Origin of the sequence: Avibacterium endocarditidis, from assembly GCF_965138825.1 — a bacterium.
GTDB lineage: Bacteria > Pseudomonadota > Gammaproteobacteria > Enterobacterales > Pasteurellaceae > Avibacterium > Avibacterium endocarditidis.
This window is the reverse complement of sequence record NZ_CBCSDH010000009.1, coordinates 40,574-62,719: the sequence shown is the minus strand read 5'-3', so window position 1 is coordinate 62,719 and position 22,146 is coordinate 40,574. Positions and strand designations below refer to the sequence as shown.

24 protein-coding genes and 1 tRNA gene are annotated in these 22,146 nt (G+C 43.7%); 7 read left to right on the top strand and 18 right to left on the bottom strand.

What is annotated here, in order from left to right:
* The first annotated feature begins 158 nt into the window (after positions 1 to 158).
* Positions 159 to 248, top strand: a tRNA-Ser gene (locus ACNAV8_RS06820).
* Between the two features lie 112 nt (positions 249 to 360).
* On the opposite strand, the gene cysK is transcribed toward ACNAV8_RS06820, so the two are convergent.
* Together cysK and cysZ are read right to left on the bottom strand one after the other, a co-directional pair.
* Positions 361 to 1,311, bottom strand: coding sequence for a cysteine synthase A (gene cysK, locus ACNAV8_RS06815; protein WP_103855974.1), 951 nt, complete (start codon positions 1,309 to 1,311; stop codon positions 361 to 363).
* Between the two features lie 119 nt (positions 1,312 to 1,430).
* Positions 1,431 to 2,279, bottom strand: a complete 849-nt coding sequence (gene cysZ / locus ACNAV8_RS06810) for a sulfate transporter CysZ (protein ID WP_103855972.1) — start codon at positions 2,277 to 2,279, stop codon at positions 1,431 to 1,433.
* Between the two features lie 161 nt (positions 2,280 to 2,440).
* Between cysZ and zipA the strand changes: the two genes are divergently transcribed.
* Entirely contained in the window at positions 2,441 to 3,433 is a 993-nt protein-coding gene (gene zipA / locus ACNAV8_RS06805) for a cell division protein ZipA (protein WP_103855975.1), read from the top strand.
* Positions 3,434 to 3,559: 126 nt separating this feature from the next.
* Positions 3,560 to 5,581 (top strand): NAD-dependent DNA ligase LigA, encoded by a 2,022-nt coding sequence (ligA, locus tag ACNAV8_RS06800; RefSeq protein ID WP_103855973.1) that lies wholly within the window; start codon positions 3,560 to 3,562, stop codon positions 5,579 to 5,581.
* A 74-nt stretch (positions 5,582 to 5,655) separates the two neighbouring features.
* Here the strand turns inward: ligA and hslU are convergent, their stop codons facing one another.
* The 4 genes from hslU to ubiA all read right to left on the bottom strand — a co-directional run bounded on the left by hslU (position 5,656) and on the right by ubiA (position 8,923).
* Entirely contained in the window at positions 5,656 to 6,987 is a 1,332-nt protein-coding gene (gene hslU / locus ACNAV8_RS06795) for an HslU--HslV peptidase ATPase subunit (RefSeq protein ID WP_103855084.1), read from the bottom strand.
* A 44-nt stretch (positions 6,988 to 7,031) separates the two neighbouring features.
* Positions 7,032 to 7,343 carry a DMT family transporter gene (locus tag ACNAV8_RS06790; RefSeq protein WP_281258770.1) on the bottom strand — a complete coding sequence of 104 codons (312 nt, stop codon included), beginning with the start codon at positions 7,341 to 7,343 and terminating at the stop codon, positions 7,032 to 7,034.
* Between the two features lie 23 nt (positions 7,344 to 7,366).
* Positions 7,367 to 7,891, bottom strand: a complete 525-nt coding sequence (gene hslV, locus ACNAV8_RS06785) for an ATP-dependent protease subunit HslV (RefSeq protein ID WP_017805350.1) — start codon at positions 7,889 to 7,891, stop codon at positions 7,367 to 7,369.
* 165 nt (positions 7,892 to 8,056) lie between these two features.
* Positions 8,057 to 8,923, bottom strand: a complete 867-nt coding sequence (gene ubiA / locus ACNAV8_RS06780) for a 4-hydroxybenzoate octaprenyltransferase (protein ID WP_415777432.1) — start codon at positions 8,921 to 8,923, stop codon at positions 8,057 to 8,059.
* 127 nt (positions 8,924 to 9,050) lie between these two features.
* Here ubiA and glpE point away from each other — a divergent pair, with 127 nt between their 5' ends.
* Complete coding sequence (glpE, locus tag ACNAV8_RS06775) at positions 9,051 to 9,386, top strand: thiosulfate sulfurtransferase GlpE (RefSeq protein WP_415777431.1); 336 nt, start codon at positions 9,051 to 9,053, stop codon at positions 9,384 to 9,386.
* 120 nt (positions 9,387 to 9,506) lie between these two features.
* Here glpE and brnQ read toward each other — a convergent pair whose 3' ends face one another.
* Together brnQ and ACNAV8_RS06765 are read right to left on the bottom strand one after the other, a co-directional pair.
* Positions 9,507 to 10,838, bottom strand: a complete 1,332-nt coding sequence (gene brnQ / locus ACNAV8_RS06770) for a branched-chain amino acid transport system II carrier protein (RefSeq protein WP_415777430.1) — start codon at positions 10,836 to 10,838, stop codon at positions 9,507 to 9,509.
* A 12-nt stretch (positions 10,839 to 10,850) separates the two neighbouring features.
* Positions 10,851 to 13,169, bottom strand: coding sequence for a Tex family protein (locus tag ACNAV8_RS06765; RefSeq protein WP_415777428.1), 2,319 nt, complete (start codon positions 13,167 to 13,169; stop codon positions 10,851 to 10,853).
* Between the two features lie 167 nt (positions 13,170 to 13,336).
* Here ACNAV8_RS06765 and ACNAV8_RS06760 point away from each other — a divergent pair, with 167 nt between their 5' ends.
* Genes ACNAV8_RS06760 through greB form a run of 3 tightly spaced genes read left to right on the top strand, consistent with a single transcriptional unit; the run spans position 13,337 to position 14,535 of the window.
* On the top strand, positions 13,337 to 13,597 hold the full coding sequence (locus ACNAV8_RS06760; RefSeq protein ID WP_103854784.1) for a type II toxin-antitoxin system Phd/YefM family antitoxin: 261 nt from the start codon (positions 13,337 to 13,339) through the stop codon (positions 13,595 to 13,597).
* 8 nt (positions 13,598 to 13,605) lie between these two features.
* Positions 13,606 to 14,025, top strand: coding sequence for a type II toxin-antitoxin system VapC family toxin (locus ACNAV8_RS06755; protein WP_415777427.1), 420 nt, complete (start codon positions 13,606 to 13,608; stop codon positions 14,023 to 14,025).
* 33 nt (positions 14,026 to 14,058) lie between these two features.
* Positions 14,059 to 14,535 carry a transcription elongation factor GreB gene (gene greB, locus ACNAV8_RS06750; RefSeq protein WP_103854785.1) on the top strand — a complete coding sequence of 159 codons (477 nt, stop codon included), beginning with the start codon at positions 14,059 to 14,061 and terminating at the stop codon, positions 14,533 to 14,535.
* A 2-nt stretch (positions 14,536 to 14,537) separates the two neighbouring features.
* Here the strand turns inward: greB and agaF are convergent, their stop codons facing one another.
* From agaF to lspA, 10 genes are all read right to left on the bottom strand, one after another.
* Entirely contained in the window at positions 14,538 to 14,972 is a 435-nt protein-coding gene (agaF, locus tag ACNAV8_RS06745) for a PTS galactosamine/N-acetylgalactosamine transporter subunit IIA (RefSeq protein WP_415777426.1), read from the bottom strand.
* Positions 14,973 to 15,042: 70 nt separating this feature from the next.
* Positions 15,043 to 15,885 carry a PTS N-acetylgalactosamine transporter subunit IID gene (gene agaE / locus ACNAV8_RS06740; protein WP_103854787.1) on the bottom strand — a complete coding sequence of 281 codons (843 nt, stop codon included), beginning with the start codon at positions 15,883 to 15,885 and terminating at the stop codon, positions 15,043 to 15,045.
* Entirely contained in the window at positions 15,875 to 16,651 is a 777-nt protein-coding gene (gene agaW, locus ACNAV8_RS06735) for a PTS N-acetylgalactosamine transporter subunit IIC (RefSeq protein WP_103853840.1), read from the bottom strand. The genes agaE and agaW overlap by 11 nt, the downstream gene beginning before the upstream one ends.
* Positions 16,652 to 16,669: 18 nt before the next feature.
* Positions 16,670 to 17,143, bottom strand: coding sequence for a PTS N-acetylgalactosamine transporter subunit IIB (agaV, locus tag ACNAV8_RS06730; protein WP_103854788.1), 474 nt, complete (start codon positions 17,141 to 17,143; stop codon positions 16,670 to 16,672).
* Positions 17,144 to 17,394: 251 nt separating this feature from the next.
* Complete coding sequence (locus ACNAV8_RS06725) at positions 17,395 to 17,598, bottom strand: hypothetical protein (RefSeq protein ID WP_103854789.1); 204 nt, start codon at positions 17,596 to 17,598, stop codon at positions 17,395 to 17,397.
* Positions 17,599 to 17,814: 216 nt separating this feature from the next.
* Positions 17,815 to 19,146: an ATP-binding protein gene (locus ACNAV8_RS06720; RefSeq protein ID WP_415777424.1), complete on the bottom strand. Its 1,332-nt coding sequence runs from the start codon at positions 19,144 to 19,146 to the stop codon at positions 17,815 to 17,817.
* The gene (locus ACNAV8_RS06715; protein WP_103854790.1) at positions 19,146 to 19,814 is read right to left on the bottom strand and encodes a response regulator; all 669 of its coding nucleotides are present in this window, start codon (positions 19,812 to 19,814) and stop codon (positions 19,146 to 19,148) included. Before ACNAV8_RS06715 ends, ACNAV8_RS06720 begins: the two co-directional genes overlap by 1 nt.
* Before the next feature lie 74 nt (positions 19,815 to 19,888).
* A complete protein-coding gene (locus ACNAV8_RS06710) occupies positions 19,889 to 20,407 on the bottom strand; it encodes a PepSY domain-containing protein (protein ID WP_103854791.1) in 519 nt (172 codons plus the stop codon).
* Positions 20,408 to 20,550: 143 nt separating this feature from the next.
* Complete coding sequence (gene ispH, locus ACNAV8_RS06705) at positions 20,551 to 21,495, bottom strand: 4-hydroxy-3-methylbut-2-enyl diphosphate reductase (RefSeq protein WP_103854792.1); 945 nt, start codon at positions 21,493 to 21,495, stop codon at positions 20,551 to 20,553.
* A complete protein-coding gene (lspA, locus tag ACNAV8_RS06700) occupies positions 21,492 to 21,986 on the bottom strand; it encodes a signal peptidase II (protein ID WP_103854793.1) in 495 nt (164 codons plus the stop codon). Before lspA ends, ispH begins: the two co-directional genes overlap by 4 nt.
* Positions 21,987 to 22,146: the final 160 nt, after the last annotated feature.

Below are 22,146 nucleotides of genomic sequence, written 5' to 3'. Positions count from 1 at the left end.
ACTTGCAAAGAAAAACACTGTTTTTTTACACAGTACCAAAACTCAAACAATCCACCGCTCACTTTGACTGCCCCTATTTTAACCAGTTAAGCACCAAGGGCAGAAAAACGCTTGACGAAAGCCGATGAAATCTTTATATTCAGCCACTACTTCCTGATGGTGAGATGTCCGAGTGGTTGAAGGAGCACGCCTGGAAAGCGTGTATGTGCGAAAGTGCATCGGGGGTTCGAATCCCCCTCTCACCGCCATTCCATACTTTAAAATTTCCTTTTTCTTTTCAATTAAGTAAACGTATTTTTATCGTAAAAAAGGATTTATTCTTTAAAATAAATCCTTTAAGTCATTTGTAGTCAATAATGCTTAACCTTCAACTCCCTCAAACAATGCGGTGCTTAAATAACGCTCTGCGGCGGAAGGGAGAATGGCGACAATCAGTTTATCGGCAAATTCGGGTAATTTAGCAAGGCGATCGGCCGCTGCTACTGCCGCACCTGATGAAATGCCAGCTAGAATCCCTTCTTCCGCCATTAAACGGCGCGCGGTGGCAATGGCGGTTTCGCTATCCACGCGTTCTACGCGATCGATTAAGGAAAGATCGAGATTTTTTGGGATAAATCCTGCGCCGATGCCTTGAATTTTATGCGGACCGGGTTTCACTTCTTCGCCATTTAAGGTTTGTGTGATCACAGGGCTTTCTTCTGGCTCAACAGCAACAGAAAGAATTTGTTTGCCTTTATCAAGTTTGATCGCACGAGAGATCCCTGTGATGGTGCCGCCTGTTCCCACTCCAGCGACCAACACGTCAATTTTGCCGTCCGTATCATTCCAAATTTCCAAGCCCGTGGTTTGGCGGTGAATCTCTGGGTTGGCGGGATTTTCAAATTGTTTCAGCATTACATAACGGTTTGGATCGCTTGCCACAATTTCTTCCGCTTTTGCAATGGCACCTTTCATTCCTTTCGCCCCTTCGGTTAGCACAAGATTAACGCCCAAGCCTCTTAATAAGCGTTTGCGCTCAGAACTCATTGTTTCTGGCATTGTGAGCGTTAATTTATAACCGCGAGCGGCCGCCACATAGGCTAAGGCGATCCCTGTGTTACCGCTAGTGGCATCAACAATTTCTTTGTCTTTGGTGAGAATACCGTCTTTTTCCGCTTGCCAGATCATATTCGCACCAATACGGCATTTCACGCTAAAACTTGGGTTACGCCCTTCGATTTTCACTACAAGATTGCCATTGTTGCCAAAATGTTTAAGGCGGACTAAAGGTGTGCGTCCAATGGAATAAGAATTATCGCTATAAATTGTCATTGTGTTCACCTGTTTAATTTGAATTAAAAGTGCGGTCATTTTTAGCATAGTTTTTCAGCAATAAAAAATAGCCGTTTGCTATATTTTATAACTAACGGCTATTTAGGCTTTAATTTCAACTATTTAATAAAGCGATCTGAGTGATTTTTTAACGCATCTCGCTGATTATTGACAATTTTCGCGCGACTATTTTGTGTTGATTTGTGATGCGGTCTAAATTCAAATAAGGCGTTATCGCGATATTTTTCCACCCACATTGCCGTTGCCCCGCATACTGCCACAGGAATAATCACCAAATTGATGATTGGCACAAAGGTACAAAAGGTAATTAAGCTGCCAAAGGTTAAACTTAGCGTGCGTGTTTCGCCCAATTCATTACGCATAATATGGAAAGGAATTTTGTGGTTATCAAAAGGGTAATCGCAATATTGGATCGCCATCATCCACGCGGAAAATAAAAAGGTCAGCACAGGGACGATAGATTGCCCTAATACAGGAATAAAACTTAGTAAAAACAAGGCGATAAGTTTTGGTAGGCTATACCATAATTTTTGCCATTCACGCCCTAACATTCGTGGAATATCTTTGATGAAATCCATTGTACTCATTTCAATCAGATTTTCACCGGTGAGCATTTGCTCCACTTTTTCTGCGAGCAAGCCGTTGAAAGGGGCGGCAATAAAGCCTGAAAGGGTGGTAAAGGCAAAATAAAATAGGGTTAAAAGCATAAAAATGGATAACGCAAGCAAAATGCCACTTAACCACGCTAACCAATCGGGAACATAGCTGATCAGGCTATCAATTAGCCCGCCAATATTGCTCATAAACAGCCAAAACAGCCCCGAAAGCAATAAAATATTGAGCAAAATTGGCATAATCACGAAACGTCTTAAGCCTTTTTGTGTAATCAAATGCCAGCCCATCACAAAATAGTGAAAACCTTGTTTAAGTTCCTTTGCTTGCAACATCAATTTTCCTAATAAATCTCTCTAATCAAATAAAAATGCGGTTTAGCATACAAAGTGCGGTGAAAAAAATCAATTTTTGCATATCACCGAATTTGCAAAATATGGTAAGCTATCAACCAATTTGTGCCGCCCTTTGGTTTAAAGTTGGGAGAAGACAAGTAATGGATTTGAATACTATTTTGATTATTTTAGGCGTCATCGCCTTGATCGCTTTAGTGGTTCACGGAATATGGTCGAACCGCCGTGAAAAATCACAAATTTTTGAAAATGGCAAAACATTTAGCAAAGATTATCGCGTTCGCCAACCACAAGAAAATCTTGATCAGCAGGCTCAAAATGAAAATGCCGCACAAGCTGTGCCAGAAAGCCTTCAGCCAGCTCAACAGCATTTAGATTTTGGTGCGGAACAACATACATTTTCTACGCCTCGAAGAGAAGAACCCCAAAATGTGGAGCAGGCGGTTAATCAAATTAAAATTAGTTTGCCAAATGAGTCTGAACCTATTCAAGCCAATGTTGAACCCGTTGCGAATTATCAAACACCACAAAATTTGGCAACGGCAACTATCTCTGAAATTGAAGCGACAATTAACGCAGATGAAGGAATTCACGCAGAACACAAATTATCTGAAGTGCTAGCCAGTGCGCCAGAAACGCAGATTCAAATTGAACGTGAACGCCCAACCGTAGAATTTGAAGAAGTGGCAGAAAGCACACCTGCTCAACAGACCGAAGAACAGCAAACAAGCCAAGCCCAAGATTTCTTGATGCTTTATGTGGTATCACCAGAAAACCGCGATTTTAACGGCACTGATTTAGCCAGAGTGCTTGATGATCTTGGTTTTATTTTTGGTCATCAACAAATTTACCACCGCCATTTGGATCTCAGTGTGGCAAGCCCTGTGTTATTCAGTGCAGCGAATATTCAACAGCCCGGTACGTTCGATCCAAACAATATGGCAGATTTCTACACCGTAGGCATCGCATTATTTATGCAACTGCCGTCCCACGGTAACGATCTTGTTAATTTACGAATGATGATCCGTGCCGCCAAAACCCTTGCCGAAGAACTGGGTGGCTTTGTGCTAACGGATCAGCAAGAAATTTTTGATGACAATGCGGAAAAAGCCTATTTGGCTAAAGTGAGTGCTTAAAAAGACAGAAAAAAGCACCGCACTTTCTTTTATCGCAACTGGCGGGCCACTGTGTCCGCCTTAATTATTTGTACAAGTGCCAATTTTTAACGAAAAAGTGCGGTGATTTTTTAGAAGGAATTAATGATGACAGAACAACCCCTTGCCCAGCAAATTGAACAATTACGCCAAACCTTGCGCTATCACGAATATCAGTATCACGTTTTGGACGAGCCAAAAATTCCCGATGCAGAATATGACCGTCTATTTCACCAGTTAAAAGCCTTGGAGCAGGCTCATCCTGAATTTGCCGACAGCCACTCGCCTACTCAACGTGTGGGGGCAAAACCCCTTGCCGGCTTTGCGCAAGTAACCCACGAAATTCCAATGCTTTCCTTGGATAATGCCTTTTCTGATGAAGAATTTAATGCTTTCGTGAAACGTATCCAAGATCGCTTAGGCGTGTTGCCTGACCCACTCACTTTCTGTTGTGAGCCGAAATTAGACGGTTTAGCGGTGAGTATTTTGTATGAAAATGGTGTGCTAACCCAAGCGGCAACCCGTGGTGATGGCACAACAGGCGAGGACATCACTGCCAATATTCGCACCATTCGCAATATTCCATTACAGCTTTTAACCGACAATCCGCCCGCACGTTTAGAGGTGCGCGGTGAAGTGTTTATGCCACAAGCTGGCTTTGAAAAGCTCAATGAAATGGCGCTCGCCAAAGGGGAGAAAACCTTTGCCAACCCACGCAATGCGGCGGCTGGCTCATTGCGTCAGCTTGATCCCAAAATCACCCGCCAACGCCCATTAATGCTCAATGCCTATGGCATTGGCGTGGCAGAAGGCGTGCAGTTACCCGATACCCATATTGCTCGCTTGCAATGGCTGAAATCCATCGGTATTCCGGTTAATAAAGAAATTGAGCTATGTAATGGCGTGGAAAATGTGCTGAAATTCTACCGCACTATGGCAGAAAAACGTCCGCATTTAGGCTATGACATTGACGGCACAGTGCTGAAAATTAACGACATTGCCTTGCAAGAACAACTTGGTTTTATTTCCAAAGCACCACGTTGGGCCATCGCCTATAAATTCCCTGCACAAGAAGAACTCACCGTGCTAAACGATGTGGAATTTCAGGTAGGCAGAACAGGCGCAATTACGCCAGTGGCAAAACTTGAACCTGTGTTTGTGGCAGGCGTAACCGTAAGCAACGCCACCTTGCATAACGGCGATGAGATCGAACGTTTGAATATCGCCATTGGCGACACCGTGATTATCCGCCGTGCTGGGGACGTTATCCCACAAATTATTGGCGTAGTGGCAGATCGCCGCCCTGCCAATGCAAAACCGATTATTTTCCCTACGCATTGTCCTGTGTGTGGTTCGGTGATTGTGCGTATTGAGGGCGAAGCCGTTGCGCGTTGTACCGGTGGCTTGTTCTGTGAAGCACAGCGCAAAGAAGCGCTTAAACATTTTGTTTCGCGTAAAGCGATGGATATTGATGGCGTGGGTGCAAAACTCATTGAGCAACTGGTAGATCGCGAACTCATTCACACCCCAGCGGATCTGTTTAAATTAGACGAAGTTACCTTAATGCGCTTAGAGCGAATGGGGCCGAAATCCGCCGAAAATGCGTTAAACAGCTTAGAAAAAGCAAAGAAAACCACCCTTGCTCGTTTTATCTTTGCGCTTGGTATTCGAGATGTGGGCGAAGCAACGGCGCTCAATTTAGCCAATCATTTTAAAAATTTAGATGCAGTGAAAAATGCGACTATTGAACAACTGCAAGAAGTGCCTGATGTGGGCGAAGTGGTGGCAAATCGTATTTTCGTATTTTGGCGTGAACCGCATAATGTGGACGTGGTAAACGATCTGATCAGCCAAGGTGTACATTGGGACGATGTGCAAGTGCAGGAAGTAGGTGAAAATCCACTAAAAGGTAAAACCGTGGTACTCACCGGCACGCTGACCCAAATGGCACGCAACGATGCCAAAGCCTTATTGCAACAGCTCGGCAGTAAAGTTACCGGCAGCGTTTCCGCCAAAACCGATTATTTAATCGCGGGCGATAACGCAGGCTCGAAACTCAACAAAGCCCTTGAATTAGGCGTGAAAATTTTAACCGAAGAAGAATTTCTGGCAATCGCCAATTCTATGTAATTATGTTGCAAATAAAAGAGCGGTGAAAAATCTTGAAATTTTCCACCGCTCTTTTTATTTATAACATCAATGTCTTACAGAATAAAACGACTTAAATCTTCGTTTTCTACCACTTCGCCGAGGGCATCTGCAACGTAAGCGCCATCAATGGTAACTTGTTCGCCGTTCATATCGCTGGCGTTGAAGGAAATTTTATCCATTAAACGCTCCATTACCGTATGCAAACGGCGCGCGCCGATGTTTTCAGTTTTCTCATTGACACGGAAAGCGGCTTCAGCAATTTTCTTAATTGCATCTTGGGTGAAAGTAATATTCACGCCTTCTGTTGCCATTAAGGCTTTGTACTGCTCGGTTAAAGAGGCGTTTGGCTCAGTAAGGATTCTCTCAAAATCTTCCGCGGTGAGAGCGGAAAGTTCAACGCGAATTGGCAAACGCCCTTGTAATTCAGGAATTAAATCAGAAGGACGCGCCACTTGGAATGCACCTGAGGCAATAAACAAGATATGATCGGTTTTCACCATTCCGTGTTTAGTACTAACGGTTGAACCTTCCACTAATGGCAATAAATCACGTTGCACGCCCTCGCGTGAAACATCAGCACCACTGTATTCGCCTTTTTTACAGATTTTGTCAATCTCATCAATAAAGACAATGCCGTTTTGCTCTACTGCATCAATAGCTTTTTGTTTAAGTTCTTCAGGATTAATTAATTTCGCTGCTTCATCATCAACTAAGGCTTTGAGCGCATCTTTAATTTTCATTTTGCGGGTTTTGGTTTTGCCACTAGAAAGATTTTGGAACATTGACTGCAACTGGCTCGTCATTTCTTCCATTCCCGGTGGTGCCATAATTTCCACGCCCATTGATGGGGCGGCTACATCAATATCAATTTCGCGATCATCAAGTTGTCCTTCACGCAATTTTTTGCGAAACACTTGACGAGTGCTGCTATTGGTATCGTGATTTTCCACTTCACCCCATTGATTTTTAGCTGGTGGCAATAAGGCATCTAAAATGCGATCTTCTGCGGCTTCTTCCGCACGGAAACGATTCTTTTCAATTTCCGTTTGGCGCACTAATTTCATCGCACTATCGGTTAAATCACGAATAATGGAATCCACCTCTTTACCCACATAACCCACTTCGGTAAATTTGGTGGCTTCCACTTTGATGAAAGGTGCATTGGCTAATTTCGCTAAACGGCGCGCAATTTCTGTTTTACCCACCCCAGTCGGCCCGATCATTAAGATATTTTTAGGGGTAACTTCATGGCGTAATGGCTCTTGTAATTGCATTCTACGCCAGCGGTTACGCAGGGCGATAGCCACCGCTCTTTTTGCATCGGCCTGACCGATAATATGTTGATCTAATTCAGAAACAATTTCACGAGGTGTCATTTCAGACATAATGTAATCCTTTTTTCTAAACCATTTATACAAAATAAATGGGATTAATGTGATGTTAATTTTAACACGATAACACCACCTACAATCATCATTGCCCCTAATGCTCGCCAAAATGTGAGTGCATCATCATAAAACAGCACGCCAACAATAAAAGCACCAGCAGCACCAATTCCTGTCCATACGGCATAGGCGGTTCCCATTGGTATGGTTCGCTGTGCAAGGTAAAGCAATGTGCCACTGCCGATCATAAAAATAATCGCAAGCAGTGATCCCAACAGTGCCTTGTTAGGCTGGGTGGCAATTTTCAAGCCAATTGGCCAGCCAATTTCACGCAAGCCTGCACAAACTAAATAAATCCAAGCTATTTTAAATCTACGCGTTATGGCAATTCTTCAATGGTGAAATTTGTGTTGGTATAAACGCAAATATCCCCTGCAATTTTGAGTGATTTTTCTACGATTTCACGGGCTGAAAGATCAGTATTTTGCACTAACGCGCGTGCCGCAGACATTGCATAGTTGCCGCCCGAACCAATGGCCAAAATTTGATCTTCTTCAGGCTGTACCACATCACCAATTCCGGTAATGATCAGGCTTTCTTTCTCATCTGCCACAATCAACATTGCTTCAAGTTTACGCAACGCACGATCGGTACGCCAATCTTTAGCTAATTCCACCGCACTTTTAAGCAAATGCCCTTGGTGCATTTCCAGCTTACGTTCAAATAATTCAAACAGAGTGAACGCATCTGCGGTGCCGCCAGCAAAACCAGCCAACACTTTATTGTTATATAAACGGCGCACCTTGCGCGCATTACCTTTCATTACTGTGTTGCCAAGGGAAACCTGACCGTCTCCGCCCACAACCACCTTGCCATTACGGCGTACACTTACGATCGTTGTCATAGAAGTTCCTTTTATTTTGGATAAAAATTTATCAGAGATATGGGGATAAAAAAGACAATTTCAAGTAGAAATAAGCAGATTATTTTTTGATAACCAAATTGTGCCGTTCATTTAGAGTAAAAACAGCGGAAAAAATCGCCTTTAATGGCTTAATTTTGCTCCAAATTAGGCAAGAAAAATGCCTGCAAGAAAAGCGATAAACACGCCCATTCCCACATAATTATTATTTAAAAAGGCTTTGAAACAGTCTTCACGGCGGCGATGGCGAGTGAGTTTACATTGATAAACGAAAAGCAATGCGGTAAGTGCAAGTAAAATAAAATAACTATAATGCAAATGGGATTGGTAACCGATGAGAACGAGCAATCCTAGGGCAATAAATTGCAATAAGGCGATGATTTTATTGTCATATTGCGCAAACAAAATGGCGGTGGATTTCACCCCGATGCGCAAATCATCATCACGATCCACCATCGCATACTGCGTGTCATAAGCCACTGTCCAGGCTAAATTCGCCACAAATAGCAGCCAACATTCTAAGGGCAGTTGTGCGATTAACGCTCCATAAGCCATAGGAATAGACCAACCAAAGGCCGCGCCTAAGAAAAATTGCGGAAGGTGGGTATAGCGTTTCATAAAGGGATAAATAAAGGCTAACAGCACCGCAATAAAAGACAAGCCAATGGCGTAATAATTCAGAAATAGCACCAGAATAAAGGCGCAGAATATCAGCCCTGCAAAAAGTAATTTGGCTTCTTTTTCGCTGACTTTTCCCGTTGCTAAAGGACGCTGTGAAGTGCGTTTTACTTTGCCGTCAATGTGGCGATCCGCATAATCATTAATCACGCAACCTGCTGCACGCATAATGATTACGCCGAGTACAAATACTATTAGCACCGAAATAGGCGGAAAATTTTTCTCTGCCAAAAACAATGCCCAAAGCGTTGGCCACAATAACAATAATGTGCCAATGGGTTTGTCAAAACGCATTAATTGCGCGTAAGCAGTGAGTTTTTCCGAAAGTTGAGGCATAGTCCTAAATCAGCTAAATCAAAAGTGCGGTTATTTTACTTGAAAAAATCGCAAAGGTCTTGAACAAATTGATCTATGTCAATAAGATAGCGCATTATTTCACGCATAAATAAAAATAAGGAAAAAAATGACCGCACTTAAAGAAATCACGCCACAGCAGGCTTGGCAAATGATGAACGAAGAAAATGCCACGCTGGTGGACATTCGCGATTTCCCCCGTTTTACTCATAGCCACCCAAAGGGCGCGTTTCACTTAACCAACCAAAGCTATGGCGAATTTCAGCAAAAAGTGGATTATGATGATCCCATTATCGTGAGCTGTTATCACGGTATCAGCAGCCGCAACGTAGGCGCATTTCTTATCGAGCAAGGCTACGATAATGTGTATAGTATGCAAGGCGGTTTTATGGGCTGGGAACAAGCAGACTTACCGCTCGAAGGCGAAGAGGTGAAAGAGAGCTAGACAAAAAGTGCGGGTGAAAATTCACCCGCTTTTTTATGGTTAAAAATACGGAAAAAAGCACCGCACTTTAAAAACAAAAAAGGATTGAACATCAGGTTCAATCCTTTTCTTTGGGATAAATTATTTTACTTTGCTTTCTTGAATAATCGATAAAATCCCTTGTCGCCTACGCCAGTGCAGTAAATAGCCTGCCACCAAGCCCACCAAGGCGAAAGGCAACCATTCGATAGAATAAGGCTTAAGCGGAAGCTGTTCGAGAAAATCCATTTTGCCTGAACCCAACACGGATAAAATCGACACAAAAGTTACCAAACCAATGGCTAAACGGTGAGCCAAGATCGGCATTGGCAAAAATAAATTAATTAACAGCAGCAAAATGACCGTAATGGTAATGGGATATAAAATCATCAACACTGGCAAAGAAAGCCCGATCACTTCTTTTAGCCCTAAATTGGCGATTACAAAGCTAATCAAACAAAATAGGATCGCATAAGTGCGGTAAGAAAATCGCGGAAATTGCTGATGAAAATAACTGCTAATCGAGGCACACAGCCCCACCGCCGTAGTTAAACAAGCCAGCGACACAATGATATTCAGCACCAATCGCCCTAGCTCACCAAAGGCCATTGCGGTAACGTGGTTTAAAATATAAGTGCCAAGATCCTGTTTATTTTGATGTAACTGCGCTAACACATCAGGGGAAATCATTAAATGATTGCCCACCCAACCGAGTGAAATGTAAATAAAGGCAAGGGCAATGCCAGCGATCATTGCGGCAAAAATGGTTTGCTTTTGTAGCGAAACCGCTTTTACTGCGCTGGATTTGATCGCCCCTAGCACCATTGTGGAAAAGGCGATGGAGGCCAATGCGTCCATTGTTAAATAGCCGTTAATCGCACCATTAAAAAAATACTGATGGCTATCTGCTGGCATTGGCAAAGGCGTTTTTCCCACCAACATTAGCCCTGCTTTGACCACCAACGCAATAATCGCCAGCAATAGCACAGGGGTAAGAATAGAGCCTATGCGCTCCACCATTTTGGAGGGATTTAGGCTTAGCCATAAAGTGAGTGCGAAATAAGCCAGCGTGAACAACAATTGGGAAAGGCTATCTGCTTCTTTAAGAAAAGGGATCATCACCATTTCATAAGACATCGCCCCCGTTCTTGGCCCAGCGAAAAAAGGCCCGACCGCAAGGGAAATCGACACCAAAAACAGCACGGAAAACCCAGGGTGGATTTGCTTCAACGCGGCGATATAACCGCCACGATAAAAGGCACTCACAATAATGCCAAGCAGTGGCAGCCCCACGCCAGTTAGCACAAAGCCTGAGATAGACGGCAAAAATTCTGTGCCTGTTTCAAAGCCTAATTTAGGCGGAAAAATCAAATTCCCCGCCCCAAAAAAAATAGCAAACAGCATAAAGCCAATAATAAAGGTATTTTTTGTCATTCAATTTTTCCTTTATTTTTTCCAATTTTTCAACGCATCGGCAAAGGCATTGCCCATTGCGCTGTTATTTTGTGGCTTACGCTGCGCTTGTGCGTTACGCTGATTTTTCGCCGCCAAAGTGCGGTGATTTTTTTCGCCATTTTGCGATTTATCCACAGGCTGTTCGTCTAAACGCATCGTCAATGCGATCCGCTTGCGCGCTACGTCCACTTCCAACACTTTGACTTTCACAATATCCCCTGTTTTCACCACCTCGTGCGGATCTTCCACAAATTTATTGGAAAGGGAAGAAATATGCACTAGCCCGTCTTGATGCACGCCAATATCCACAAACGCGCCAAAATTGGTTACGTTGGTAACTGTGCCTTCAAGGATCATTCCCGCTTTCAAATCGCTAATTTCTTCCACGCCGTCCATAAAGGTGGCAGTTTTAAATTCACCACGCGGATCGCGCCCCGGTTTTTCTAGCTCTTTGAAAATATCCTGCACCGTTGGCAAACCAAACTGTTCATCAATAAATTGTTTTGCATCGAGCTGACGAATGGCACTGGCGTTGCCCATTAAATCTTGGATAGATTGCTGCGTGGCTTGCAAGATTTTTTCCACCACAGGGTAGGTTTCAGGGTGAACGCCTGACGCATCAAGAGGATTTTTACCTTGCGGGATACGCATAAAGCCCGCACATTGCTCAAAAGCTTTCGGCCCTAAGCGAGCCACTTTTTTCAACTGTTCGCGGTTTTCAAAACGCCCGTTTTCATCACGGAACTGCACGATATTTTGTGCCAACGTCTTTGTCATTCCTGCCACACGAGCCAATAATGGCACGGAGGCGGTGTTTAAATCCACGCCCACGGCGTTTACACAATCTTCCACCACCGCGTCCAATTTGCGTGCTAATTGGCTTTGATTAACATCGTGCTGATACTGCCCTACACCAATAGCTTTCGGCTCAATTTTCACTAATTCCGCGAGCGGGTCTTGTAAACGCCGTGCGATCGACACCGCACCACGCAAAGACACATCAAGCTGTGGAAATTCTTGTGCGGCTAATTCGGAAGCAGAATAAACAGAAGCCCCCGCTTCGCTCACCACCACGGTTTGTGGTTTTTGTCCTGAGATTTGCTTTAATACATCTTTGGCAAAGCGTTCTGTTTCTCTTGATGCTGTGCCATTTCCAATAGCGATCAGTTCCACATTATGGCGTTCGATTAATTGATAAAGGCTCGCCATCGCCGCTGCTGCTTGTCCTGTATGTGGATAAATCGTATCCGTAGCCAATAATTTTCCTGTATTATCCACAACGGCAACTTTCACGCCTGTTCGCAAACCGGGGTCTAACCCCATTGTGTTTTTTGCGCCAGCTGGGGCAGCCATTAAAAGTGCGGTAAGATTTCGCGCAAAAACATTGATGGCTTCTTCTTCCGCTTTTTCACGCAACTGACTCATTAATTCAGTTTCCAAATGAAGCGAAACCTTAATCCGCCACGTCCAGCTGATCACCTGCTCACGCCATTTGTCCGCGGGCTGTTGGTTGAAATGCACACCCAAATGTTGGCGAATAATTTCTTCACAATAACTCTGACGCGCCCCTTCTTCCTGTTCTGGGTCGGCATTTAAGCTCAACTGCAAAATGCCCTCATTACGTCCACGGAACATTGCTAAAGCACGGTGCGAAGGCACATTATGCCAAAGCTCTTGGTGATCAAAATAATCTTGGAATTTTTCCCCTTCCTGCTCTTTACCGTCTAAAACTTTAGAAATTAACACCGCACTTTGTTGTAGATACTGACGCACTTTCGCCAATAATTGTGCATCTTCCGCGAAGCGTTCCATTAAAATATAACGCGCGCCGTCTAACACTGCTTTGCTATCGGCAAAGCCTTTTTCTGCGTCAATATAAGCGTTTGCTGCGCTTTCAGGATCTTGGTTTGGATCATTCCAAAGGCTTTCCGCCAACGGCTCAAGCCCTGCTTCAATGGCGATTTGCCCTTTGGTACGGCGTTTCGGTTTGTACGGCAAATACAAATCTTCCAGCTCAGTTTTGCTTTGGGTTTGTTGGATTTGGTTGCGTAATTCCTCCGTCAATTTGCCCTGTTCTTCAATGGATTTCAAAATGGTTTGACGGCGATCTTCTAACTCACGCAAATAGATCAGGCGGGTTTCAAAATGGCGTAATTGGGTGTCATCTAAACCGCCCGTGACTTCTTTACGATAACGTGCAATAAAAGGAATGGTGTTGCCTTCGTCTAATAATTGAATGGCAGCTAAAATCTGCTGCGGGCGTACCGCAAGCTCTGCGGCAATAATCTGTGAAATTTGTTGATTTAGCATTGGCTTTTATTTTGATTAGTAAAACAATTAGTAAAAATTGCCATAGGATACTGGTTTTGTGGGCATTGCTCAAATGTTTCTTTGCCACAAATTTAACCTACAATTTTTTCTTGTTATTTTTTTCTTTTTACACTACATTGTAGAAACATCACTACAAGGAGTTCAAAATGACGATTATGACCAGCCGAGAATTTAATCAACATCTCAATCAGGCACAAAAAGCGGCACAAATCGCACCTGTTATTGTAACTAATCGAGGTGAACCAACTTATGTGTTAATGAGCTATACCGATTATCAGAAAACGTTACGATCGCTTTCACCTCGTAATGCGTTAGAGGCATTAATGCCACAAGATGAAGCTGATATTGAATTAGAAATTCCACCTCGTTCAACAAAGCAACGTGCTCCCATTGAACTTGATGATTAGAGGACAAAATGTATTTTATTGATACTAATGTATTAAGTGAAATTCGTAAAATTAAAAGTGGGAAAGCAAACCAAGGAGTCATTCGTTGGTTATCTGAAATTAATGAACAGCAAATTTATACGAATATTGTCGTAATGATGGAATTAGAACGTGGCATTTTAGCTAAAGAACGTAAAGATCCTTGGCAAGGAAAAATACTCCGTCAATGGTTTGAAAACACCATAAAAATAGGCTTTGCAAATCGTATTCTTCATCTTGATGCTAAAACAGCACAGATCTGTGCAACATTACATATTCCCAATCACTGCCCCAAAAATGATGCTTGGATTGCTGCTAGTGCTATTCAATATGGTCTTACTCTTGTTACAAGAAACACCGCAGATTTCTCACGTATGGGGATAAAATTATTCAATCCGTTTGATGAATAGTTTTTATAAATTTAAAAGTAAAGGTATAGCACAATGTCAAAATCAAATTACATTACGCGTAGCGGTTGGAATGCGTTGGATCAAGAATTGAAATTTTTGTGGAAGGAAGAACGTCCTAAGGTTACGCAAGCGGTATCTGATGCGGCGGCATTAGGGGATCGCAGTGAAAATGCGGAATATATTTATGGTAAACGCCGTTTGCGTGAAATTGATCGCCGTGTCCGCTTTTTGACAAAACGTTTAGAAGTGTTGCAGATTGTGGATTATCACCCTAGACAGGAAGGGAAGATCTTTTTTGGTGCTTGGGTAAGCCTTGAAAATGAAAATGGCGAGGAAAATCAATACCGCATCGTGGGCTGTGATGAGTTTGATCCCGCTAAAAATTGGATCTCCATTGACAGCCCTGTGGCGCGCGCCTTAATAGGGAAAGAAGTAGATGATGAAGTGAAAGTCCATACACCATCTGGCTTAGTGACGTTATTTGTGAATAAAATTTGGTACGAGAAATAGCCTCAAATACCATCATCTTCTGAGCGCGCTGTTCTTTTTGTTTTTTGTTGTGCTGAAAGTGTGGTGATACCTTGATTGGCGCTGGCTAGAGCTTGTGCGACTAACTCAAAAAACTCAAGCTCATCTTTCGCCATAATGGTTTCAATCAGCATTTGTAAATTCGTGCCAGCAACCACCTCTGCACGCTCAAACTGTTGTGCAATCATCGCACATTGGCGAAATGGCGTGCCACCTAAAATATCGCAACAAAAAAGCACCGCACTTTCCTGTTCCGCCTTGAGATATTGTTCGATATTTTGGCGTAATTGTTCTGGTGTGATTTGTTTGTCATCAAAATCAAAAAAAGCCACCTTTGGATATTGCCCAATAATTTGCTCCAGCGCACTTTGTAGCCCTGTGGCGAAATGTCCGTGTCCGCTCACGATCAAGGTTGTCATCTTTTTCTCCTTATTGATCCAAAATAGATAAAAATGCCGAGCAAACACTCGGCATTCATCCCAATAATATTTATAGGATACCCGCAAAACGTCCGCCGATACCAATCACTACGGTGAGAATGATTAAGCGTAACGGCGACCAGTTGCGTTTCACTAAATAGTACATCAATAAGGTGTACACCAATGGTAAAAAGGCTGGCATTAGCTTGTCTAACACATCAGCTTGCACTTTCACCACGGCATCACCGGCAGTGATTTCTGCGGTGGTTTGGAAACGAATGTAAGTGGCAACTAATGCACCAATCACGGTCATACCGATCATTGATGCGGCGTGTGATACTTTTTTCGTGTTAGCCTTAATGGTTGGGATAGCTGCTACCCCCATTTTGTAAGCATAGTGTGCTAAACCAAAACGTAAACCAAAATGTACAATATTAAATACCACAAAGAAGAAAATCGCCCCCAAGATTGAGCCTTGTAAGGCTAAACTTGCCCCAATACCACCACAAATTGGCAATAAGGTGAACCAGAATAAGGCATCACCAATGCCGCCTAATGGCGCACCCACGGCGATTTTTGTGCTTTGAATGGCGTTCACTTCCTGTTTGGAACGTTCCATTGCCAGCACAATGCCCATTACGAATGTAACAAGGAATGGGTGGGTATTGAAGAAGCCCAAATGCCCTTTCATTGCCTTGCTTAAATCCGCTTTGTTGGTGTGAATTTTTCTCAATGCGGGGCTAATTCCATATAGCCAACCTGCCGCTTGCATACGCTCATAGTTAAAAGAAGCTTGTAGTAATAAAGAACGCCACGCCATCGTATTAATATCAGATTTAGTGAGTTCTGTCCCCATTGTTTGATCTTCGTACACATTGTCATTTTGTACGCTTTGACGTGCTTTAGATTCCATCTTGAAACTCCTCTTTTTGCGTTGCTTTTGTTTCAGTATTGCCTTTACGCATATAATCAATCAATGCCATTGCCACTGCTGCGGCAGCAATTGCTAACACTGGCAGATTAAGCCAAGCAGCACCCACAAAACCTAGGATAAAATAAGGGATATAGGCATTTTTCATCATAATTTTCATTAATACCGCAAACCCGATAGCAGGCATAATGCCCCCTGCCACGCCTAAGCCATCAATTACTTCTTTTGGCAACATTGCAATGATTTTACCGGCATATTCCGCACCAAAGTAAGTTGGCAAGAACGCACAGAAGAAATAGAACGTACCCAGCACTAACAAACCAAGATAGTTCACATAATCAATGCCTTTGAGATTGGCTTCTTCCGCCATTTGATCACAACGGGACATAACCGCTGACATTACGGAGAATAAGAAGGTGATCCCCATTTGCACTGCAATGGCAAATGGCACAGCAACCCCAACGGCCACTTTTGGATCGGTTTTGGTGGTGATAGCAAATGCTGTTCCCACGATTGTGCCGATAATCACATTTGGTGGTTGCGCCCCTGCTAATGGCGCAAGCCCCATCCAGACTAATTCAAGGGTACCGCCAACTAAAATCCCTGTTTGTAAATCCCCTAAAATCGCTCCCACAATAGGCCCTAATACAACTGGTCTATGAAAATGCGTTAAACCATTATAGAGGTCAAGACCTGCAAAGAATGCAAGTACACCCAATAAGAGTGCCTGTAAAAGTCCAATTTCCATAGTTTCCTCGCTTCTTTCTTACAATAATTTAAACAAATCTATTGCATCTTCGGTTGGCACACCTTGAATAAAGCACTGCACACCAAGCTGGCGTAGCTGTTCAAATGCCGCTCTGTCTTTATCATTTACGGATACGGTTTTATGGATCTGTGTTTTACCCTCCTCATAATGCATATTGCCTACGTTAATTTTGTCAATTGGCACGCCTCCTTGCACCAAGGTTAAAAAATCACTCGGTGTTTTGCACACAAGCAAGATTTTTTGTCGATCCGCCGCACGATGGATATTGTCAATCACCTTTTGCAAAGGCCAAAAACGCACATCAATGCCCTCAGCAAGCACCATTTCCATCAAATTTTGTTGCATTGGATCTTCTGCCACTTCATCATTGGCAACTAGCACTAAATTTGCCCCAGCAAAACCAACCCACTGCACACCAACTTGACCGTGGATCAAGCGTTCATCAATGCGATTTAATACAATATTTGGCATACCTATCTCCCTTTAGTCAATTATTTGATTCTTTTTTACGCCTAAATCAGAGAGAAAGCAAAATACAAAGTCAGGAAGTGTGATGTAGATCTAAAAATATCTTTAGTATGCTACAAAAAGGAGATTTGTTAGAACGATATCTAGCAACCGCACTAACAGAATTAAGACGGTAGATTTTTGATTTAAAACTCAGCAGTAAAGGACTATTTTTGAAAAAAACCTCACGATATTAGTGAGGTTTTTATACGTATTTATTTCTCTTCAAACCAAACTCGCTCGGCGGTTACATCAATAATATTGTCGTCTTTTCCGCGTGCAAGTAGGGTGGCGAATACGAAGCCTAAGGAGCTGATACAAAAGGCGAATAGGGTGAATAAGACGAGGCTGCCCATTACGGCAAAGTCAATAGCGGCTAATAAAAAGTTTTGTAAAAAGGTGATGAAATTGTGCAACATAAATTTGTCCTCTTTAAAATGTTAGGGGTTAAAAGCTCGCGGGCTGGTTTTCATTTCATACGCAGTTCGCCTTGCCGTACTTTTTGTACGTTTTCGGCTTAATGCGGTTGAACGTGAAATGCCTTTCGCGATACGTTTTTCATTGCCCTCATCATACAAAAGAAAAATTAGCACAGAATTAGTATATCGCTAAACTTCTTTCACTTTTTTACAGTGTTACTTCGCTAAGCTCACTCGCACCCATAGCCCCGTTGGGAAGTGGCGGCTGTCGCGTAGCTCAATTTTTCCGCCGTAGTTTTGGACGATTTGCTGGGCGATGGCAAGCCCTAATCCTGATCCCATTTGGTCTGAGCCAAGTATGCGATAGAACGGGTCGAACACGCGTTGGCGTTCCGCTGTAGGAATGCCGTTGCCGTTATCTTCCACATTCAAAATTAAATGCTCTGCCGTATCTTCCGCCCAAAGGTCAATGCGGCTGCCCGTTGGCGTGTAGCGAATGGCGTTATCTACAAGGGTTTTGATTAAAAGATAAAGTTCCGTTTCGTTGCCTTGAAAGAAAATTGGTTGAGGCGATTCCACGCCTAAATCTTGTTGTTTTTGTTCGGCGAGGGGGTATAAATCGGCGATCACTTGGCTAAATACTGATTGAATGGCACATAAAGTGCGGCTCGTTTTTTCGCCGTTTTGCATTCGTGCTAAGGAAAGTAATTGCTCCAAAAGATGGCGGCTGCGTTGAATGCTTTGATTGAGCTGTGCCACTTGCTGAGCGGTTTCCGTCGGTAACGGGTGCTGGGCGAGGCGTTCCGCCTGTAAGGAAATCACGGTCATTGGGCTACGCAATTCGTGCGAGGCATCGGCGATAAAGCGTTTTTGCTGTTGAATGAAACGATCCGTGCGTGCTAAAAATTGGTTGATCGCCAACACGAAGCCCGTAATTTCATTGGGCAAATGGTTTGTCGGCAAGGGGGTGAGATCTTGCTGAGAACGTTGTAGCACTTTTTGCGAAAGCCGTTCGATGGGTTGCATTGTTTGGCGGGTGATCACATAAATCAGCACGGCGATAAGGGGCAAAATCAGCATAAAGGGGAGAAAATTCGCCAGTGCGGCGTGAATGGCTAAATCTTCGCGGTATTCATTTTCTTGTAGCACCACGATAACGCCTTGAGGCACGGTGCGAAGATAGCCGCGATACAATTCGCCCGCGTTTTTTAGGTCATAATGAAAGGAATTTTTTTTGTTATTCAATACCGCATAATGCCCTTTTTTTCGTGCGAAGGTGTAAAAATCATTTTGTGGATTTTCAGGCAATTTGAGCTGATCCGTAGGTTTATCCTTTGCAATAAAGTAAACCGCGATGCCGTTTTCATTGTATTTTTCTTCGTGTGCAAAGTGCGGTGAAATATAGCTCGAAATTTGTTTGAGCATTTCATCTTGCAGTTTGTGGGTTTGGTAATAGGTGTCGTAAAATGCCCAGCCACTGCCTAAAATCGCAACAATGACAACGGTCAAAATCAAGCTGAAACTGAGCCTTGCTTTTATGGAACGCATTATACCGCCTCCGTTTTCGCCATTAGCCAGCCCACGCCTCGTACATTTTTTATTCGCTCTTTACCGAGTTTTTTCCGCAAGCTGTGAATAAGAAAATCAATGGCATTGCTCTCCACTTCTTCGCCCCACGCATAAATTTTGTCTTCTAGCTCCGCTCTGGAATGGATAATCCCCGCCCGCGTCATTAGCACTTGGAGCAAGGCAAATTCTTTGTTGGTCAGCGGAATGGCTTCGCCGTTCACTTCCACTTGGTGGGTGGTGGGGTCAAGGCTCATATCACCATTGATTACTTTCGGCGAGCTTTGTCCGTAATGGCGGCGTAAAATGGCACGAATGCGGGCTTGTAACTCGTTCATATCAAAGGGTTTGATTAAATAATCATCTGCCCCACCGTCCAGCCCCGCTAAACGGCTGTCTATGTCATCGCGGGCGGTAACGATTAACACGGGCGTGGTGTTTTTCTGTTGGCGTAAGCGTTGCAATAACTGCAAGCCATCTTGCCCCGGTAACCCGAGATCTAACAAGACGAGATCATAGGTTTGCGTGATTAATGCCTGCTCGGCAGTGTTTCCGTTGTTCACCCAATCCACCGCATAATGGCTTTCTTTGAGGCTGTCCGCCATTGCCTGTGCGATCATTTTGTCATCTTCCACTAATAAAATTCGCATTTTGCCTCCAAAAAACTAATAAAAAACAACCGCACTTTATCAATGCGGTTGCTGAAGTCAAATCTCATTCGGTGTTAGAAACGCTCGCCCGTGTTGGCATCGAGGCGAAGTTTTTCGATTTTGCCATTCACGATCATTTTAACTTGATACTGCGGGCGATCTTTTTTCACCTTAAATTCAATCTCTTTGATTTTTCCGCCCGTTTGCTGTTGGGCGATGTCCATTGCTTGGGTGAGTGAAATTTTCACCTCTTGCTGCAAACGCTGGCGTTTTTCAGCGTGTTCCGCTTTTTGCTCAGATTTTGATCCCAACACGTCCCCCGTTTTGGCATCAATTTTAAATTCCTGCGTTTCGCTGTCTTTCAGCAATTTCACTTCATAGTAGAGATTGTCTTTCTTGTGCTTGAGTTCCACCTCGATCACTTTGCCGTCGAATTTGGATTTTGCCTGATCCATCGCTTGTTGTGCGGTGATGCTGGCTTGCTCAAAAATCGCGGTGTCTTTCAAGCTGTCCGCATAAGCCGTTCCCAATGCCCCGAAGGTTACTGCACCGATTAAGGCGGTGGCTAAAAGTGTTTTGCGTAAGTTTTTCATTGTTATACTCCTTTGTTAATCATTAAAATTCATCGTAGGTTGCTGTTCGCTTCCTTAGCGACGGGAGCATTATAAAAAGCTAAAATTAGCACAAAATTAGCAAACACATTTTTTTGAAAAAATTGCACCGCTCGCAGAAGCCTTTAATTCACTTCCTTAATACGTAGCTCTCGCGGCACTTCAAACACGGTGTTTTCTTCACAGCCTTGTAGCTCTTCCACTTGGGTTACGCCTAGTTCTTTGAGGCGGTTCACCACCGATTGCACCAGCACTTCAGGGGCAGAAGCGCCTGCAGTAATGCCAATCGTAGAAACATTGTTCAGCCAAGCTTCTTCAATGTCATTAGCATCATCGATCAATTTCGCGGTAACGCCCATTCGGGTGGCAAGCTCTGCCAAGCGGTTTGAGTTTGAGGAATTTTTCGATCCCACAACGATCACCAAATCCGCTTGCTCTGCCAGCTCCCGCACCGCTTGCTGGCGGTTGGTGGTGGCATAGCAAATATCATTTTTACGCGGCCCCTGAATGGCTGGATATTTCGCTTTTAACGCTGCGATCACCTCGCTAGTGTCATCAATAGACAGGGTGGTTTGCGTCATAAAGGTGATGTCGTCCTCTTTGCTCAAAGCCAGTTTGGCGATGTCTTCCACATCTTCCACCAAATAGATCCCGCCCTCCGCGTTATCATATTGCCCCATTGTGCCTTCCACTTCGGGGTGTCCTTCGTGTCCGATTAACACGGCTTTTGTGCCTTTGCGACTGGCTCGAGCCACTTGCATATGCACTTTGGTAACCAGCGGGCAGGTGGCATCAAACACTTTTAACTCGCGTTTTTTCGCTTCTTGACGCACCGCTTGGGAAACGCCGTGAGCGGAAAAGATCACAATCGCCCCATCTGGCACTTCGTCTAATTCTTCTACGAACACCGCACCACGCTCACGCAAACCATTGACCACAAAGCGATTATGCACCACTTCGTGGCGAACATAGATCGGTGAACCGTGAATTTCTAAGGCTAATTCCACAATGCTAATGGCACGATCTACGCCCGCACAGAAACCACGGGGGTTGGCTAAAATAATTTTCACTTGGCTTTCTCCGTTTTCTTCTCGCCATTTTTTATTGCGTCAATGGCAAGCAATGCCGCCCCAATACAAATGGCAATATCTGCCACGTTAAACACGGGATAATGCCATTGTTGCCAATAAAAATCGAAAAAATCCACTACAAAGCCGTGGTAAGCCCGATCTGCCATATTGGCTAACGCACCACCAATAATTAGAGCATAGGCACTATTTTGTAAGCGTTGGCTTGCTTTATTTTGGGCTAAAAATACGCAAAGCATTGCGGAAATGCCGATAGCAAGCAAAATAAAAAACATTTTTTGCCAGCCTGAATGATCCGCTAAAAAGCTAAAGGCTGCCCCATAGTTGCGGACATAGGTGAGGTTAAAAATAGGCAAAATTTGCACGCTGTCATACAGGGCAAAATGGCTCACAACGGCATATTTACTCAATAAATCGATGCCAAAAACCACCGCACTTAGCCAAAGGAACGCAAGTCCTGATTTTTTTAACATTGGGTATCCTGTTTTTATCAAGCGAATGTTTTTATCGCTACAATTCGCTATTTATTAATACGGGCGAACACATAGGTTCGCCCCTACACAACACATAGGTTCGTCCCGACAAATAGCTATAACAAAAAGCGTGCGAAAAAAGCACCGCACTTTGTTATTT